Source organism: Vibrio sp. PBL-C16 (assembly GCF_034321865.1).
GTDB lineage: Bacteria > Pseudomonadota > Gammaproteobacteria > Enterobacterales > Vibrionaceae > Vibrio > Vibrio alginolyticus.
In genome coordinates this window covers 1,265,368-1,282,619 of sequence record NZ_JAXLNY010000002.1, presented here as the reverse complement: position 1 = coordinate 1,282,619, position 17,252 = coordinate 1,265,368, and the positions used below count along the sequence as shown (strand labels likewise).

At 44.5% G+C, this 17,252-nt stretch carries 14 protein-coding genes; 7 read left to right on the top strand and 7 right to left on the bottom strand.

What is annotated here, in order from left to right; translation table 11 throughout:
• Window positions 1–64 precede the first annotated feature (64 nt).
• From gnd to zwf, 3 genes are read right to left on the bottom strand one after another with little or no spacing between them, the layout of a single operon-like run.
• Entirely contained in the window at window positions 65–1,513 is a 1,449-nt protein-coding gene (gnd, locus tag UQW94_RS14240; RefSeq protein ID WP_005377160.1) for a decarboxylating NADP(+)-dependent phosphogluconate dehydrogenase, read from the bottom strand.
• Between the two features lie 38 nt (window positions 1,514–1,551).
• Window positions 1,552–2,268, bottom strand: coding sequence for a 6-phosphogluconolactonase (gene pgl / locus UQW94_RS14235; RefSeq protein WP_017634562.1), 717 nt, complete (start codon window positions 2,266–2,268; stop codon window positions 1,552–1,554).
• A complete protein-coding gene (zwf, locus tag UQW94_RS14230) occupies window positions 2,265–3,767 on the bottom strand; it encodes a glucose-6-phosphate dehydrogenase (protein WP_017634563.1) in 1,503 nt (500 codons plus the stop codon). Before zwf ends, pgl begins: the two co-directional genes overlap by 4 nt.
• A 537-nt stretch (window positions 3,768–4,304) precedes the next feature.
• Here zwf and UQW94_RS14225 point away from each other — a divergent pair.
• Both UQW94_RS14225 and UQW94_RS14220 read left to right on the top strand, forming a co-directional pair.
• Window positions 4,305–5,270, top strand: a complete 966-nt coding sequence (locus UQW94_RS14225; protein WP_154204530.1) for a helix-turn-helix domain-containing protein — start codon at window positions 4,305–4,307, stop codon at window positions 5,268–5,270.
• Between the two features lie 99 nt (window positions 5,271–5,369).
• Window positions 5,370–7,505, top strand: coding sequence for a TonB-dependent siderophore receptor (locus tag UQW94_RS14220; RefSeq protein ID WP_322142318.1), 2,136 nt, complete (start codon window positions 5,370–5,372; stop codon window positions 7,503–7,505).
• Window positions 7,506–7,596: 91 nt separating this feature from the next.
• Here the strand turns inward: UQW94_RS14220 and UQW94_RS14215 are convergent, their stop codons facing one another.
• Together UQW94_RS14215 and UQW94_RS14210 are read right to left on the bottom strand one after the other, a co-directional pair.
• On the bottom strand, window positions 7,597–8,283 hold the full coding sequence (locus UQW94_RS14215; protein WP_238958991.1) for a response regulator: 687 nt from the start codon (window positions 8,281–8,283) through the stop codon (window positions 7,597–7,599).
• On the bottom strand, window positions 8,280–9,899 hold the full coding sequence (locus UQW94_RS14210; RefSeq protein WP_322142317.1) for a sensor histidine kinase: 1,620 nt from the start codon (window positions 9,897–9,899) through the stop codon (window positions 8,280–8,282). The genes UQW94_RS14215 and UQW94_RS14210 overlap by 4 nt, the downstream gene beginning before the upstream one ends.
• Before the next feature lie 476 nt (window positions 9,900–10,375).
• On the opposite strand from UQW94_RS14210, the gene UQW94_RS14205 reads away from it, so the two are divergent.
• From UQW94_RS14205 to UQW94_RS14185, 5 genes are all read left to right on the top strand, one after another.
• Complete coding sequence (locus tag UQW94_RS14205; RefSeq protein ID WP_005377125.1) at window positions 10,376–10,603, top strand: hypothetical protein; 228 nt, start codon at window positions 10,376–10,378, stop codon at window positions 10,601–10,603.
• A 130-nt stretch (window positions 10,604–10,733) separates the two neighbouring features.
• Window positions 10,734–12,149 (top strand): TolC family protein, encoded by a 1,416-nt coding sequence (locus UQW94_RS14200; RefSeq protein WP_238958990.1) that lies wholly within the window; start codon window positions 10,734–10,736, stop codon window positions 12,147–12,149.
• 3 nt (window positions 12,150–12,152) lie between these two features.
• Window positions 12,153–13,133: an HlyD family secretion protein gene (locus UQW94_RS14195; protein WP_005377122.1), complete on the top strand. Its 981-nt coding sequence runs from the start codon at window positions 12,153–12,155 to the stop codon at window positions 13,131–13,133.
• A 22-nt stretch (window positions 13,134–13,155) separates the two neighbouring features.
• The gene (locus UQW94_RS14190) at window positions 13,156–14,322 is read left to right on the top strand and encodes an ABC transporter permease (RefSeq protein WP_322142316.1); all 1,167 of its coding nucleotides are present in this window, start codon (window positions 13,156–13,158) and stop codon (window positions 14,320–14,322) included.
• The gene (locus UQW94_RS14185) at window positions 14,319–15,470 is read left to right on the top strand and encodes an ABC transporter permease (protein WP_104975370.1); all 1,152 of its coding nucleotides are present in this window, start codon (window positions 14,319–14,321) and stop codon (window positions 15,468–15,470) included. The genes UQW94_RS14190 and UQW94_RS14185 overlap by 4 nt, the downstream gene beginning before the upstream one ends.
• 287 nt (window positions 15,471–15,757) lie before the next feature.
• Here UQW94_RS14185 and UQW94_RS14180 read toward each other — a convergent pair whose 3' ends face one another.
• A complete protein-coding gene (locus UQW94_RS14180) occupies window positions 15,758–16,666 on the bottom strand; it encodes a LysR family transcriptional regulator (RefSeq protein ID WP_017634569.1) in 909 nt (302 codons plus the stop codon).
• A 142-nt stretch (window positions 16,667–16,808) separates the two neighbouring features.
• Window positions 16,809–17,237: a hypothetical protein gene (locus UQW94_RS14175; protein ID WP_322142315.1), complete on the bottom strand. Its 429-nt coding sequence runs from the start codon at window positions 17,235–17,237 to the stop codon at window positions 16,809–16,811.
• Between the last annotated feature and the right edge of the window lie 15 nt (window positions 17,238–17,252).

The window sequence follows — 17,252 nt, the reverse complement described above, 5'->3', positions numbered from 1 at the left end:
TACAGACGCAAAAAAGGATGCCACTTGGGCACCCTTTTGCTTTGATCAGCTTACTGACCGCGGATTAAACGTCGTAAGTTGTGGACGCTGTGTCGCCGCCTGTACCAGTCCAGTTAGTGTGGAAGAATTCACCACGTGGACGGTCAATACGCTCATAAGTGTGAGCACCGAAGTAGTCACGTTGAGCTTGAAGCAGGTTCGCTGGTAGACGAGCAGTTGTGTAACCGTCTAGGAAAGATAGCGCAGAAATCGTACATGGCATTGGGATACCAGATTCTAGAGACTTCGCTGCTACTTTACGCCATGCTGCTAGGCTGCCTTGTAGGATATTTTTGAAGTACTCATCAGAACCTAGGAATGCGATGTCTGGGTTCGCTTCGTACGCATCACGGATGTTGCCTAGGAACGCAGAACGGATGATACAACCACCACGCCACATTAGGGCTACATTACCGTAGTTTAGGTCCCAACCGTTTTCGTTAGACGCTTCGCGCATTAGCATGAAGCCTTGAGCGTAAGAGATGATCTTAGAAGCTAGTAGCGCTTGACGTAGTGCATCAACCCACTCTTGCTTGTCGCCTTCAACTGGTGTGATTGTCTTGCCGAATAAAGACTCAGCTTCAACACGTTGGTCTTTCAGTGCAGATAGACAACGAGAGAATACAGACTCAGAGATAAGTGTTAGTGGAATACCTAGGTCTAGTGCGTTAATACCAGTCCATTTACCAGTACCTTTTTGGCCTGCTGTGTCTAGGATCTTCTCAACTAGAGGCTCACCGTCTTCATCTTTGTAGCCAAGGATGTCAGCAGTGATTTCAACAAGGTAGCTGTCTAGCTCAGTCTTGTTCCAATCAGCGAATACTGCTTGCATCTCGTCTGCAGACATACCAAGACCGTCTTTCATGAACTGGTAAGCTTCAGTGATAAGCTGCATGTCGCCGTATTCGATACCGTTGTGTACCATCTTAACGAAGTGACCAGCACCGTCGTTACCAACCCAGTCACAACATGGCTCACCAGCGTCAGTTTTCGCAGCGATACCTTGGAAGATAGGCTTAACAGCTTCCCATGCTTCAGCAGCACCGCCAGGCATGATAGATGGACCGAAGCGCGCACCTTCTTCACCACCAGATACACCAGTACCGATGAAGTGGATACCTTTTTCACGTAGTGCAGCAACACGACGGTTTGTATCTGGGTAGTTTGTGTTACCACCGTCAATAATGATGTCGCCTTTGTCTAGCAGAGGTACTAGCGCTTCGATGAACTTGTCTACAACGTCACCAGCGCGAACCATCAACATTACTTTACGCGGCGTTTCTAGCTTCTCTACTAGTTCTTCTAGAGAGTATGCACCGATGATGTTCGTGCCTTTTGCTGGACCTTCCAGGAACTCGTCTACTTTAGCAGCAGTACGGTTGTGAGCAACCACTTTAAAACCGTGATCGTTCATGTTTAGGATAAGGTTTTGACCCATTACTGCTAGGCCAATTACACCGATATCACCTTTCATTGTTTCTCTCCAATTTTATTTCATCGACGAGCAGCGTCTTAAGCAATTTTTGCTGCCGCGTCTAAATCTAAATACCATTCCGTTAGGCCCGATTTCGCTTGAATCTTAGCCGCTGGGTATGGCAGTGCGTGTGCTGGTGAACTGTTAATTTCTTCAACAATGTCCGCTTTTCCTGCACCAAGCACTAAGTAACTAATGCGTTTCGCTGCTTCTAATACGCGTGCGGTTTTCGACACACGAAGTTGGCCCGATTCAGGATGCGACGCTACAAGAGATAGGTTCGCATCATCATAATTCGTTTGGCCAGGGAACAGAGAAGCTGTATGACCATCTGCACCAACGCCTAATAAGATCCAGTCAAACACAGGTGTGCCGTTTTCACTCGGGATCACCTCTGCCATCTCTTTTGCAAAGCGCTCGGCTTCTGCTTTAGGCTCATCTTCGCCACGGATGCGGTGAATGTTTTCCGCAGGAATATTTACTTGGCTAAACAACAACGTGTTCGCTTCACCGTAGTTGCTTTCTGCATCGTCAGGGGCCACACAACGTTCGTCACCCCACCAAAAGTGGAGGTTTTCCCATTGAATGGAGGTTGCGTAAGCCTCTGAAGCCAGTAGTTTAAACAGCATTTTAGGAGTGCTGCCGCCAGAAAGAGAGATGTGAACAGGTCTGCCCATTTCGCTAAACGCTTTCATATCGTTAGCTAGGCTTTCAACTACCTGTTCTGCTGTTTGGTAGATCTTATGGTTGATCATAGTTCACAGTAATCCGTATCTGTTAAGTTTTTACATGGGAAACGCCAAGCGCGACCATCACGCTGTAACAAGTCATCTGACTCTTTAGGTCCCCAAGTGCCGCATGCGTACCCGAAGAGGGATTGTGGATCTTGCTTAAAATCTAAGATTGGCTGTACGTATTGCCAACACGCTTCCACCGCATCACTACGTGCAAATAGCGTAGCATCACCATTCAAAGCATCAAGTAGAAGGCGCTCGTATGCCGTTAGCATTTGCGTTTCTTGCAAGTCAGCGTAATGGAAGTTCATTTTCACTTCCTTCGCTTCAAAGCCTGCGCCTGGCTCTTTCAAGCCAAAGCTCATTTGAATGCCTTCGTCTGGTTGAATACGAATGATCAGCTTGTTTTCTGGTGCGTTTTGACCAAACACAGGATGCGGTGTTTGTTTAAAGTGGATAACCACCTCAGTAACGCGTGTTGGAAGACGCTTACCAGTACGCACGTAAAATGGCACGCCATTCCAACGCCAGTTGTTGATGTACGCTTTCAAACCGATGTAAGTCTCTGTACGAGAATCGTCTGCAACTCCCGGCTCTTCACGGTAGCCGCGTAGGCTTTGCCCACGAACTTCAGACGCCGTGTATTGGCCTAATACTAGGTCGTTGCGCAGAGCGTTTTCGTCTAATGGCTTTAAGCATTGAAGCACTTTTACCACTTCATCACGCATCGAGTCTGCATTGATTTGCGCTGGTGGTTCCATACCTACCATTGCTAATACTTGTAGCAAGTGGTTTTGGAACATGTCGCGCACAGCGCCAGAGTTGTCGTAGTAACCACCACGCTCCTCTACGCCAAGGAATTCTGCGCCTGTGATTTCAACGTAATCAATGAAGTTACGGTTCCAAAGCGGCTCAAACATCGCATTAGAGAAACGAAGCACAAGTAGGTTTTGTACCGTTTCTTTACCTAAGTAATGGTCAATTCGGTAGATTTGATGCTCTTGGAAGTGCTCGTGAATTTCTTTGTCCAGAATACGCGCCGATTCAAGATCATAGCCGAATGGTTTCTCAATGATCAGGCGTTTCCAGCCATCCTCTTCACTGTTAAGACCATGTGCTGCAAGACTTGCAGGGATCACACTGTATAAACTTGGTGGGGTTGCTAAGTAAAAAAGCGTATTGCGTTGCTCGAATTGATATTCGTCCGCAAGTTGGTCTAAGCGAGAAGATAGCTTACCGTAATCTTGTGTGTCAGAAGTATTAATTGCTTGGTAGTGCAGATGGTTAATAAATGCATCAAGCGTTTCTGGCTCAGTCTTTTCCATTTCCTGAAGCGATTTTTTCAGCTTCGCGCGGTAAGACTCATCACTGTATTCAGTGCGACTTACACCCAGAATGGCAAAATTCTCTGGAAGCTGCTTGTTCGCGTAGAGGTGGTATAAAGCAGGAATGAGCTTACGGTACGTAAGGTCACCTGAAGCACCAAAAATAACGATGCTGCTGTTTTCTGGTATTACCATCATCTTTCCCTTAAAAACGAGGTACTTATTGTGTGCCCGGATACGGCTAGAGAATGAGCCAACCCTATCAATGGCACCTCAAAATAGAAAATTGGTCTTACCTATTACGTTGATAGGTAAAGTCTATGGGCCCAAAGAACCTTAAGAAGTTGCATTTCCGATTCTTGAAAACACGACGTATTGAGGTCATTTAAGTCACTTATGTCTCAAAAGTACACACTGTACTCGCTGGAGGAGAGTCCGACACGGGGCAATATTGTCTACGACTATTTGATTTACATCAACACTTGCCAGTGCAAACGTTTAAATAAGTTGCACAAAACGTCATAAGCGATTGTATTTTATTGATAAAAAAAGTTTCATCTGAACACTCCAAAATTTAAGCAAAAACTCTAATATGGGCAATAATTACTCATCCTTGCAAGCCATTACAGTTTTATCGTGATCTGTGTTACTTACTTTTTATTTCATCATCCTATTGATAATGATACTCAATTAAAGATAATGAATTCACTATTAATGTGAAAGTAGAACGCCATGAAATCAAGCGCCATTAACCCACACCCCATAAACCGAATACAATCGGTGCTTGACTACATTCACACCAACTTAGACAGCACTCTGAGCGTAGATGAAATATCAAAAGCAAGTTGTTGGTCGCGCTGGCAACTGCAACGCGTATTTCAACAACACACTGGCGTATCCGTCGCTCACTATATCAGAGAGCTTAAACTTAGCCTTGCGGCTGAGCGCTTAATCCATACTTCTGACCGCTCGTTAGATATAGCGATAGAAATGGGATTTACATCTGAACACGCATTTAGCCGAGCGTTCAGGAATATGTTTTCAAAAAGCCCCCGTGAATATCGAAAAACGCAACAACTCTCCGGGTTGAGACAACCTTTGACGCTGCGTAAGACACCAAAAGAAGAGAAAACACATCAGCGCTTTATTGAAGTTCGAATAGAAACAAAACCGGCTTTTGAACTTGCTGGTTATCATGAACCTATTCACGGATTGTTTTCTGCTACGCCCGATTTCCAATCCATAGTACCGTCACTTTGGTCACGTCTTTATTCATCTGAAAACCTTAATAATTCGGAAAGTACTTACTTTGGCGTGATTGATGTGACGCAAGCGTATTCAAACAACCAACAACTTGAGTACTGGGCAGGTTATGAGTGTAGTCCAACAACAAACGCATCAAGATCAACGAACTCTTCCAACTCGGGGTTAGACCTCTTGGCTGTTCCTGAGCAAACCTACGCCGTCATTACACACATAGGCAAAGCATCAGAGCTCGCCTCAACGCTGGAATGGTTTATTTTACATTGGCTACCCTACTCTAATTATCATGCTATCGATGGTTATGAGTTAGAGCTTTATCCAGAAGGTTATGATGTTGATAGCGAACAAGCACAAATGCAGTATTGGATTCCTGTCGAGCCAAACGACGCGCTATCTTTAAAACCTAAGGACAGAAGAATAAGTTCCAAAGATTAGTGTTTTGCACCAAATTGTTAACTTTTCCTATTTCTTTGAATATAGAATACAAATAACAATCATTATCAATAAATAGAAAAAGTAGTGGAATTTATAAATATGGAAAGTCCGATTCGATTTCATCGTTCAGCGGTTGCTATCGTCGTATCCGCATTGCTCGCTGGCCACGCCAATGCGACTGAGAGCGTATCCCAACACGAAACGATTACGGTGCTAGGAGAAACATACCGAAACACCGCAACTAAAACCGTTTTAGAACCGGAGGAAACACCGCAAGCAATCACGGTAATCACTAAAGATGACATGGACCTGCGCGGCGTAAACTCGGTGAGCGAAGCATTGCGTTACGCGCCTGGCGTAAATACAGAATTGCGTGGCGGTGCCGTTTCCCGACTTGACCTATTCAATATTCGTGGTTTTATTAACTACACCAACTTTTATGATGGTCTTCCTTTGCTGTACAACGGTTGGAACCTTCAACCGCAGGTCGATTCCGTTGCTCTTGAGCAAATCGAGGTTTTTAAAGGGCCAACGTCTGTTCTTTACGGCAATATTCCACCAGGAGGTATGGTCAACATTATCGCCAAGGCGCCTCAGTCAACACCCTCACACTCTGTCTCGATTAGTATAGGGACTAACAGCCTAAAAGAACTGACGTTCGACACCACAGGACAAATTGGTGATTCTAATGTGGATTACCGTATCGTCGGCCTGGCAAAACAGCGAGATGGTCAAGCCGATACGTCTGAAGATGAACGTTATGTACTCGCCCCATCTTTCAATTGGCAAGCGACAGAAAGCACATTAGTGAACGTGAATGTTTACTATCAAAATGATCCATCAGCAGGTATCTACACGACTGTGCCTGCATCTGGCTCAGTGATTAAAAACCCACTTGGCTCGATGTCACCAAGCACTTATTTAGGGGATGAGGACTGGAACACTTACGAACGCGAAGTTCTGATGATGGGTTACAAAGTCCAACACGACTTTAACAACAATTGGCAATTTCTACAGAATGCCCGCTACATGACCGCCGATGCCTATCAGGAAAACACATATAACGGTGCACTTGAAGCGGATAACCGTACCGTTGGTCGAAATGCCTATTTAACCGATGAAAAGTCCAAATCCTTTGTGATTGACAACCAACTATCTGGCTACGTTAAAACAGGAAATTTTGAACATAACTTATTGTTCGGGCTTGATTATCAGTATCTAGATTCAGATGTAAAATACAAAGACACGCTTGGGTATTCGCTAACTCAGGACATTTTTAATCCTGACCACAACAGCATTGATCGTAATGCACTGAATTTCCAATACAAACAAAACTTGGATATCAAAACGAAGCAGATTGGCGTTTATTTCCAAGATCAAGTTCGTTACGACCAACTTGTAATGATTGCAGGTCTTCGTTGGGATAAATACGATTCAAATACAGACGCCGTTAGCGATTATCTAGGAACAGTATCCAAGAGCAAGGAAGAGTTAGACGATACCAACGTATCTTTCCGAGTCGGTGGTTTGTATGAGCTAGATTTTGGTCTCTCGCCATACCTTACTTACTCGGAAAGTTTTGAGCCAATTGCGGGTGCCGACTCTTCTGGTAAAGCATTTGAGCCATCAACCGGTCATCAATGGGAGTTAGGCTTTAAATACGCACCATTATCTGGTGATATCTCAGGTAACTTAGCACTCTTCCATATCACGAAGAAAAACGCGATCTTGACCGATCCGAATAATCCTTATGCACCGAACTATCAAGCGGGCGAAGTGGTATCACAAGGTATTGAACTTGAGGCGAAATGGCAAGCCACAGCACAAGCTGATTTCACTCTAGGCTATACATATACCGATATGGAGATTACCGAGGACAGTTATTACAACCAAGAAGGTAAAACGCCGGTTTGGGTACCTGAGCAAACGGCCTCTCTATGGGCAAATTACTTCTTTGAAGGAAATCTTTCAGGCCTTCGTACCAGTGCTGGCGTTCGCTATGTCGGAGAAGCACAAATTGATGCACAGAATAGTCAAAAAGTACCGGACTACACCTTGTTTGATTTGGCAGCAAGTTACGATTTCTCAACGGTATCTGAATCAATGAAAGGGGCTAGCGTCACGCTTTCTGCAAGCAATCTATTCGATAAAGAATACTATTCTTGTTACGACAAAAATAACTGTTGGTTTGGCGCTGAGCGCTCTATCGAAGCGAAGTTAGAATACAACTTCTAACCTCTTAGAGCGGAACAGCAGTAATTTGTAAAGCGATGGTTTCTACAATAAGCCATCGCTTTTTATTTTGCATAGAGCATCAATATAAACGCTACCGTGTCACTTTTTTATAGCACCTTTCTGGCCTACCAACAGAGCCATAGTTTAAATCAGCCTCTAGTTCACCAGTGCTGATAAGATACTCCAAATAGCGCCTCGCCGTTGTTCGGCTCGCGCCGATCTTTTCGCCTGCCTCATCAGCGGTCAGCGCACTGCCATTTGGGAACAACTCCCTGATCTTGTCTAGGGTTACACCATCAATCCCTTTTGGTAATCGGTTCGGCAAGTTGTCTTGATTGGCGTGAGACTGCAGCATTTTATCAACGAGGTTCTGATCCAAACTCCCTACGATGTCTAGTTGTTGGCGTTGGGACACATACTTTTTCAGTGCGGCATCTAAGCGTGGAAACATCACTGGTTTTAACAGGTAATCGACAACGCCACCCCTCATCGCCTGTTGTAATGTATCGACATCCCTTGCGGCTGTAATCAAAATGACATCACACGTTTGGTTACTTGCACGCAGTGTATTTAGTATCTCAAGCCCTGTGCCATCGGGAAGATAGACATCCATCAATAGTAAATCTGGCTTAAGAATGTCGAGTTGCATTTCTGCTTCCATTCTCGTGGTCGCAATTCCAACCACTTCCAAACCTGTCAGTTGGCTTAAGTATTTGTGGTGCAGCTCAGCAATAGCCAGATCATCTTCAATGATCATTACGCGAGTCGCCATACTCATAATTGTTCTTCCTTGGGTAAGTACACCGTTATTCTTGTCCCATAATTTGTATTGGGTATCATCTCAACATGGCCGTGATATCGAGTAGCAAGCTGATTGACAAGGTGTAACCCAACACCTCGATTTTGGCGAGATTTCGTCGAAACGCCTTTTGTAAATAATGTTTGTGGATCCATTGTTTTTGGGAGGCCACAGCCATGATCTATCACCTCAAGTATCACTTCATTTCCGTAATCGCTAACGGACACATCAATGTTTCTGCGTTCTGACGCAACATTTGATTCATCGCGAATTGAAGTTAACGTGGCATCGAAAGCGTTATCAATCAAATTACCCAAAATTGTGACTAGGTCTTCCGAATTTAGCCACTCAGGCAGGGGCTCCAGACGACTGCCTTCCTCAACCACCAGTTGTAAGCCTAACTCGCGAGCACGTTCAGTTTTTCCAAGCAACATACCTGCAATTAGCGGGTCCTTAACGGTATCTCTTAAAAACTCAATCATTGCTTGATAGTGAGCGGTTTCTTGTCCAATTAACTTTTGCACCGCATCAAGCTCACCCATTTGTACTAGCCCGCTGATAGTGTTTAGCTTATTGCGATGCTCATGGGTTTGCGAACGTAACAAATCTGCATATTCCTTGGTTTGTGATAGCTGCTCGGTTAGATCATTAATTTCATCCCTTAAACGGAAACTCGATACCGCCCCCACGATTTTTCCATCAACATAAATTGGAGAGCGATTTGCAATCAGGCGCTTATGATTAAGGAATATTTCAATATCATGATCTTCCTGCCCACTTTCTAACACTGTATATAGATCGCTATCACGCAGCGTATCAGTCAAAGGTTTATTGAGCGCTGATTCTCTATCAATACCGAGAATCTGGCAGGCACTACGATTTATCGAGCGAAGTATCCCTTGGGCATCAATGCTTAACACGCCCTCTTTGATAGTGCTCATCGTCACTTCTAATTCGCCGTACAACCGCCCTATCTCTTCAGGCTCAAAGCCTAAAATGGCGCGCTGAAACTTTCTCGACGCATAATTGGATACAATGGCATTAGCGACGACAACTACGATGACCATTAAAATCAAAAAGGCCAAAAATGGTTCGATGCGGTCTTGCAGTCGGTCGAGCAAATAGCCAACCGAAACCACACCAATGATGTTCCCTTCCTCGTCAAAAATCGCAGCTTTACCACGAACTGAATAACCTAACGAGCCCTGTGCCGTCGAAACATAAGACAACCCCTGTTCTAGCGCTCGACGATTGTCGCCACCTCTCATTGGCTTGCCCAACCGCTCATCAACAGGGTGGACTAAGCGTACTCCCTTATGGTCGCCAATAACGATGAATGCAGCACCTATGGCTTCGGTTAATTCTCTAAAGCGAAGTTGGTATGGCTGGGGGTTTTGGGTTTCGATCATTTCACGAACAACCGCTGAGTCCGCTAAAAAACGGGCAACACCCAGTGCTTTTTCTCCCATTTCTTGCTCTTGATTGATTTTGAGATAAGTGAACCCCGCGGCGACAAGCAATAACAGCTCTATCAACCCCGATAGCGTCATGATAATGAGCATCCGCTTACGAAAGCTGATGGTTTTCCAACTCATTGATACATCCTTGTGATTCACTCTTGAGCGTAACGTTAACACTCAGTTAACAGCATGACGTTGTCGCGGTGATAAATCTGTGAGGAAGGCAAACAAACCGCAGAGTTTACGGTTAATTAATCGACGAGCTGAAACATAAAATTACAACCATTCACCAAATTTAGCATTCCTCTCTGATACTCAATTCCATACATAAATTGCCCTTAAAATCATGATCGCGATCACATCGATTTTAGCGGTTTTTGAGGCGTTTTTAGACTTTACAACGTATAATTTTTAATCAACGAAACCAATGAGAGTTTCGGTTTGAAAGCAGTGAAGCTGGAAGTCTATTAAAAGCTCAACATTGATGTCAGTGGTTTGGACAAAAATAAAACAAAACACAAATACTGACTATATGACAAACACTTAGACACCATCTGAAAACTGGAAAACTATAAACAGAGGTGCATTTATAGTTAGAAGGAACACCAAACATGGAACGCGATACCTTTGGAATATGCCTGAATAAGGCGATGCTGTCAGAGAATATGTATTCAACATTTACACACGTCAGGGCTTATGAAAAAAACGGAGGCGGTACTTCTGATCTCAAAGTCCTGTTATCATTCCCTCAAATGAGCGGAAAAGATCTATTGAATACGATGCGAGGTTCTCGTCAGCTCGAGTGGAGAGCAGAGTTTCACTGTCCATATACGAAATAAATTTGTAACATCTCCCGCGCCCAGCACAAATATAACTGGGCGCATACTACTGCCCAATTTTCCCTCCTACTTAACACGCAGTTACGAATCCTTTATATTAGAGCTAATACTCTACGACAAAGCAGCCATTATGAAAAAAACAGGAAAGGTTTGGATACTGGGCTTACTTAGCAGCTCGATTTCCCTTGCCTGTCATGCGGCACCGATCACTTTTGATACCGCATGGCAGCTATTGCTAGAAAACAACTATTCTCTCAAAGCTCAACGCTCAAACGTCGAGAACTACCAATACCAAGAGAGTGCCACCAGCAATCTCAACTTACCTCAGGTTACTATTGGCGCGAATTACACGCGTTTAGATACCGATATCACGCTGTCGGGAAAACAGATCCTAGACAGCACAGGAGTACACATTAACGTACCTCCTGCTTTTCAGCCTATTTTTGGTGCCTTAGCTAATACCACTTCGACCATAACCGAGCGCGATATTTTCTCTTCGTCTATTCGTGCCATTTGGCCAATTTTTACTGGTGGTCGAATTTCTGCGGCTCAATCAGCAGCAGAAGGCAAAACGGATGAGGCGAAAAGTCAGCTTTTAATGGAACAACAAGCGCGTTTTGAAGATTTATCGAAGTACTACTTTTCTGTCGTACTGGCAAAGGAAGTACTCGCAACGCGGCAAGCGGTTGAAGCTGGGCTAAAAAAGCATCGAGATTTTGCCATTAAGCTTGAAGAGCAAGGACAAATCGCGCACGTTGAGCGCCTGCAAGCAGAGGCTTCTTTAGATAAAGCATCTGTAGAAACACGTAAAGCAGCCAGCGATTTGAGTATCGCTCAGGCTGCATTAGGTAAATTACTCGCGCAAGATGATGCCGTAGAGCCCGCTGAATCTTTGTTTATCAACGACAGTCTTCCCCCTCTTAGCGCTTTTGTCGATCAAACGCTGCTTACCTATCCGGGGTTAGAACTTCTGAGCGCTAAACACAAACAAGCCTCTAGCTTAATCAAAGCAGAAAAAGGGAAATACTACCCTGAAGTTTATCTTTACGGCGACTACAGCTTGTATGAAGACGATTCTCTCGCAAGCCAAATGAAGCCTGACTGGTTAGTTGGTGTTGGTGTCAGCATTCCACTGATTGAATCATCAGGGCGAAGCGAAAAAGTCAAAGCCGCTCAAAGCGTCGTCTCGCAGGTCGACTCATTAAAGTCCCAAGCCAAACAAGACTTATCGCTGTTAGTCCAAAAGACATACTTGGAGGCTCAGCAAGCCATTGATGAAGTACAAGGGCTCGCATCTAGCATTGAACTCGCTAACGAAAACCTGCGCTTGCGTGAAAAAGCATTTACTCAGGGTCTGTCGTCTTCTCTGGATGTTGTGGATGCACAACTTTATGTCGCGAGTATAGAAACACAGCGTTCAGCGGCGCGTTTCCGCTATTTAATATCTTTAACCAAGCTACTCGCATTGAGCAGTGAAATGAACAGCTTCGAACAATATCAAAATACCGCTTATATCCCTGCTTCAACATCCAAAGAGGTGAAATAAATCATGGCAGCTAAATCACTAAAACCCGTTTTACTCTCACTTTGTGCTTTGGGTGTTGCCTCTTGGGTTGGGTATCAATTTTACCAAGCCTATCAACCGGAACCGATCCGCTTACAGGGATTAATTGAAGCCCAGCAATACAGTATTTCCTCAAAAGTTCCAGGGCGTATTGATGAGGTCATGGTACGTAAAGGCGACGATGTAGAGAAAGGTCAGCTTATTTTTACCCTTCATAGTCCTGAAATTGAAGCGAAGTTAGAACAAGCAAAAGCAGGTGAAAAAGCGGCGGACGCCTTAGCTCAAGAAGCTGAGAAAGGCGCACGTGAGCAACAAATCCAAGCAGCAAAAGATCAGTGGATGAAAGCCAAAGCCGCTGCGAATTTAATGGAAAAAACCTACAATCGTGTGAATAACCTTTATAACGATGGCGTGGTTGCAGAACAAAAACGCGATGAAGCTTTAACTCAGTGGCAAGCAGCGAAATACACAGAAAGTGCTGCGTTTCAAATGTATGAAATGGCAAAAGAAGGCGCTAGAAGTGAAACCAAAGTGGCTGCGGCGGAAAAAGCGCGCATGGCATCAGGTGCCGTAGCCGAAGTAGAAGCGTATGCGAAAGATACTCAGATCTACAGCTGGTTCGACGGCGAAGTCTCTCAAGTTCTGCTTCAAAGTGGTGAATTAGCACCTCAGGGCTTCCCAGTAGTTACTGTGATAGATACAGAAGATGCCTGGGCGACACTGAATGTGCGTGAAGATTACCTTCAACACTTTAAAAAAGGAGCAACCTTTGATGCCTATTTGCCTGCCTTAAATAAAAATGTTGAGTTCAAAGTAACGCATGTTGCCGTTATGGGTGACTTTGCAACGTGGAGAGCAACCGATGCTTCTCAAGGTTTTGATCTTCGTACCTTTGAAGTAGAAGCTCGTCCAGCTCAACCCGAACCTGAACTGCGTATGGGAATGAGTGTTGTCGTTGAACTTTAATCACAACCACTAGGTTAATGCTATGACGATTAAGATTTCACAGCGGCATATCTTACGACGAGACAAGTGGTTGCTTTCGTGCCTTACTTGGATACCGATTTTGCTCGCGATGATGATTTGGGGAGTGTTCTCTGCGGGCATTGCCCGGGATCTGCCAATCGGTGTGGTTGATCTACAACATTCCCAACTATCTCGAAAGCTCATTCAATCTTTGGATGCGTCGTCGAGTCTGGCTGTTAACTATCACTACACCAGTGCAAGCGAAGCAAAAAATGCGATAATTGAAGGCGATATCTACGCTTACGCGGTCATCCCATCTAAGTTCGACCAAGATATTCTCCAGCACCGCCAACCTCAACTTTCTGTCTTTTACAACAGTCAGTACATTTTGGTAGCGAAACTGATCAACTCTGCCGTTGCGCAAGCACAAGGCTATTTCGACGCTCAGGTTGAAGTAATGGGAAACTTGGCTAAGGGTAACACCACAACGTTAGCAGCGGCTGGACAGGCTGTACCAGTGTCGACACAAATAACCGCATTATTTAACCGTAACAATAACTACGCACAATTTTTGGTAACGGCTATCGTGCCAGCCATTTGGCAAATATGTATTGTAGTAAGCACTATTTTGATTCTTGCCGCGCACTTTCGCATTTATGGTGGAAAGAATGGCTTTGCATTTTTGGGCGAAAAGCCATACGCCAGGCTCACTACCCTATTAAGTCAGTACATTCCGGTCTTTATGGCGCAAGGTGCGTTGTTCTTGTACTGGTTTTATTCCGTGCTTGATTGGCCAATGGAAGGCAGTTTTGTGGTTATGCTACTAGCACAATTGGCGACGGTTATCGCCTGTATCATTATGGGAGCGTTGTTCTTCTTCTTGTCGATGGATCCTGCACGTGCGATGAGTTTTGCTGGCGCGTTTACGGCTCCAAGTTTCGCGTTCATGGGAATTACATTCCCAGTTTCTGACATGAACACGCTCGCTTATGCATGGCGTTCATTATTGCCGATTACCCATTACATTGAAGTACAAGTGAGTCAAGCAAACTATGGAGCATCGGCCGCACAATCTTTAAGCTCGCTATGGCCTATGATTGGTTACGTTGTGCCCCTGCTCATTACCGCAGCCTTGATGGGTAAACATCGAACAGATTCATCAACACGCCAAGCGAAGGAGGCGGTATGACATTGTGGCAACTGATTAAAGCGGAACTCAAGGCCGTTCTAACCAATCCAGTCGTTACGTTGACCGTGTTTGGTGGTGTCGTATTTTACTCGTTTTTATACCCTTTGCCTTATGCACAACAAACGCCTCGTGAACAACCAATCGCGATTGTTAATCTAGATGGTAGTCAGACGAGTTTAAAGCTGGAACGTATGGTTGATGCCACTCCGCAAGTCAACGTAGTCACTCGACTTCATACGATTGCCGATGCAAAGCAAGCATTTTTACAACGAGAGATCACCGGTTTTTTAGTCATACCGGAACACTTTTACAAAGACCTAATGCTAGGTAAAAGCCCGACTCTAGCCTACGCTGCGGACGCCTCGTATTTTCTCGTGTACGGAACCGTGGTAGAAGGATTGGCCCAAGCTGGAGGCACATTAGGGGCACAAGTGAAAGTCAGTAAAATGGTGATAGATGGTGTGCCCATGAGTATGGCTAGCCATAATTACTCTGCTATCAAGCTTAATATGAAGCCGACGTTCAACCCAACCATGGGTTACATCGAATACGTAGTGCCGGCAGTATTTGTTCTGATTTTACAACAAACGTTGATCATGGCGGTTGGATTACAAACGGGAACACAGCGTCATGGTCGTGGCTATTGGTCACAAGTATCAACGGGATCGCTGCTGCTTGTGAGAACGTTAGTATTTGTGGCAATTTATTATTTACTCGGCGCCTATTATTTTGGTTTTAGCTTCGAACGCTTAAACGTAAACCATATCGCCAATGCGGGCGAATTGTTGGCTATGTTGTTCCCGTTCCTTTTAGGTTGTTGCGGACTAGGCTTCTGGCTAGGTTACTTATTACCTCGGCGTGAACTTGTCACCTTAGTCGTCTTAGTGAGCTCTATGCCGCTCATTTTCTTGGCTGGTTTTATTTGGCCAATTGAAGCCATACCTACTCCCTTATTATGGATTGCTGATTTAAGCCCAAGCACTTGGGCGATAAAAGCTTTCTTAGCGCTAAACCAAATGGGGGCAACCTGGCAACAAGTCGCTCCACATTGGACGGCGCTTTGGGCACTCACCGTGCTTTGGGGTAGCGTTGCGTACTGGATTGCTAAGCGAAGTAACAAGCCAGTTGTAACAGAGAGCTTGGGGTGACAGCTGACATTTTTTATTACTATAAAAAAAGCCGGGTAACTAAACCCGGCTGAAAATCTGCGTCCTTGCAGCGGACATATGGTAAAAACACTTTTTGCTCTGGGCTTACCCATTGAGCGAGGTTAGATTAAGCCAAAAAGTATGGATTCCATACTCTCATATAGAGGGTCATATCCTTCCAATAGACATTAGCTCTTCGCTAGAGCGATAACGTTTTTCAGACACAAAAAAACAAGACTCACATTGAGTTTTGTTGTTGATAGGGATGAGCAGGATACATGTCGCCGCTAAGTCATATCACGGATTATTTTCTCTCGGTATTCTGTAACGACCTTCATGATTGAATTTTTTACATCACCGACTTGCTTAGAGGGTTGGCACCATAGGCCAAAACCAAACTTAAAACCTTCCAATAATTCAGAAGCTTCCACTGGCTCTATATGATTATTAGAAAACTCCGAATGGGCAAACGTTCTGGGGAGAATCGCCCATCCTAAACCTGCTTCAACCATTTTCACTACAAGGGCCAATTGGTCGACCTCTTCATGGTTCGAACTTACGATGACTTTTTCGCCCATTCCCTCTTCAATAAGAGACCGCAGTACAAATTGTTTACTATTCCTCAAGGCTGTCAATACTCGATCTGGTGCCATAGAAGCGAGTTCACCACCTTTCTGGACGAAAGGAACAAATTCAAAATGACCTAAAAACGTCGCATCCAGACTATGTATTGCTCTACTATCATGCACATTGACAATACCGAATTGATAATCACCATTCTGTAAACCCTCTTTAATTTCGTTGCGATTACGAACAAGAAAGTTAACTCGCATCATCGGAAAATCTGCTGCTAATTGAATACGAAGCAATACAAGAAAACGGTGTGGTATAGCGCTTGAATAGGCGATACTAACATTCTCTAACCCACCGTAAGCTAGACTTAATGCGACTTTATCGAAAGTACGTGCTTGTTCGATGGTTTGCTTAGCATAGTGGTAAAGAAGATGACCATCTTCTGTCGGTTCTACCGAGCGCCCCACTCGCTCAAACAGGTTGACCGCCAGTTGGTCTTCAAGATTGGTAATCACCTGCCCTATTGTGGTTCGGTGCTTATTGAGTTTGACCGCCGCCTTACTAAACGAAAGCTGTTCATAAACGGTTACGAACGCGAGAAGTTGTTCAAAACTAAAATTCATAGGTTGTGCTTACTTTTTAGAGTTATCTAATTAAATTACCACAAGATCGTAGAATTGCTACTTGGTAACGGAAACAATCTGCGTTTGAATTCCTTCTCGACGACACAAAAAAACCTACTAGCTTCAGTAGGTTTTCTCTAACTTAGTTGTACTCAACGACACGAGCTAAATAGTTGAATTCTCCTGAGTCACCATGGTAATCGCGGTAGACATCGACACTGAAATATTTAGGTTGATCAGCGTAAATGTGGTCAACGACTTTTTGCTCAAGTGACTCCAACGTTTCACCGACCTGAGAGTACACGAACTGCTTGTTCACTTTTTCCAATTTACGTTGTTTCGCTTCTTTGTGTGACACATAGTTGTTGATCTCTTCCCACTTTCCCACGAACTCGATCGCCACGTAACTCGAGTTCTCGTCAATCATAATAAAGGCTGCACCTTCTTCTTTGATTGCAGACAGTTGCTGCATGTCACTATCCACTTTTTGCTGGTCAAGATGGGCTCCACTTTGGGCGAATGCAGTCGCGGAAGCGGTAAGCATCATGAGTGTAAGAACGGCTTTTTTCATTGTATCGTTTTCCTG

Excerpts from the sequence above, each read along its gene's own strand:
- gnd (WP_005377160.1), bottom strand. The coding sequence starts at position 1,513 with ATGAAAGGTGATATCGGTGTAATTGGCCTAGCAGTAATGGGTCAAAAC.
- pgl (WP_017634562.1), bottom strand. The coding sequence starts at position 2,268 with ATGATCAACCATAAGATCTACCAAACAGCAGAACAGGTAGTTGAAAGC.
- zwf (WP_017634563.1), bottom strand. The coding sequence starts at position 3,767 with ATGGTAATACCAGAAAACAGCAGCATCGTTATTTTTGGTGCTTCAGGT.
- UQW94_RS14225 (WP_154204530.1), top strand. The coding sequence starts at position 4,305 with ATGAAATCAAGCGCCATTAACCCACACCCCATAAACCGAATACAATCG.
- UQW94_RS14220 (WP_322142318.1), top strand. The coding sequence starts at position 5,370 with ATGGAAAGTCCGATTCGATTTCATCGTTCAGCGGTTGCTATCGTCGTA.
- UQW94_RS14215 (WP_238958991.1), bottom strand. The coding sequence starts at position 8,283 with ATGAGTATGGCGACTCGCGTAATGATCATTGAAGATGATCTGGCTATT.
- UQW94_RS14210 (WP_322142317.1), bottom strand. The coding sequence starts at position 9,899 with ATGAGTTGGAAAACCATCAGCTTTCGTAAGCGGATGCTCATTATCATG.
- UQW94_RS14205 (WP_005377125.1), top strand. The coding sequence starts at position 10,376 with ATGGAACGCGATACCTTTGGAATATGCCTGAATAAGGCGATGCTGTCA.
- UQW94_RS14200 (WP_238958990.1), top strand. The coding sequence starts at position 10,734 with ATGAAAAAAACAGGAAAGGTTTGGATACTGGGCTTACTTAGCAGCTCG.
- UQW94_RS14195 (WP_005377122.1), top strand. The coding sequence starts at position 12,153 with ATGGCAGCTAAATCACTAAAACCCGTTTTACTCTCACTTTGTGCTTTG.
- UQW94_RS14190 (WP_322142316.1), top strand. The coding sequence starts at position 13,156 with ATGACGATTAAGATTTCACAGCGGCATATCTTACGACGAGACAAGTGG.
- UQW94_RS14185 (WP_104975370.1), top strand. The coding sequence starts at position 14,319 with ATGACATTGTGGCAACTGATTAAAGCGGAACTCAAGGCCGTTCTAACC.
- UQW94_RS14180 (WP_017634569.1), bottom strand. The coding sequence starts at position 16,666 with ATGAATTTTAGTTTTGAACAACTTCTCGCGTTCGTAACCGTTTATGAA.
- UQW94_RS14175 (WP_322142315.1), bottom strand. The coding sequence starts at position 17,237 with ATGAAAAAAGCCGTTCTTACACTCATGATGCTTACCGCTTCCGCGACT.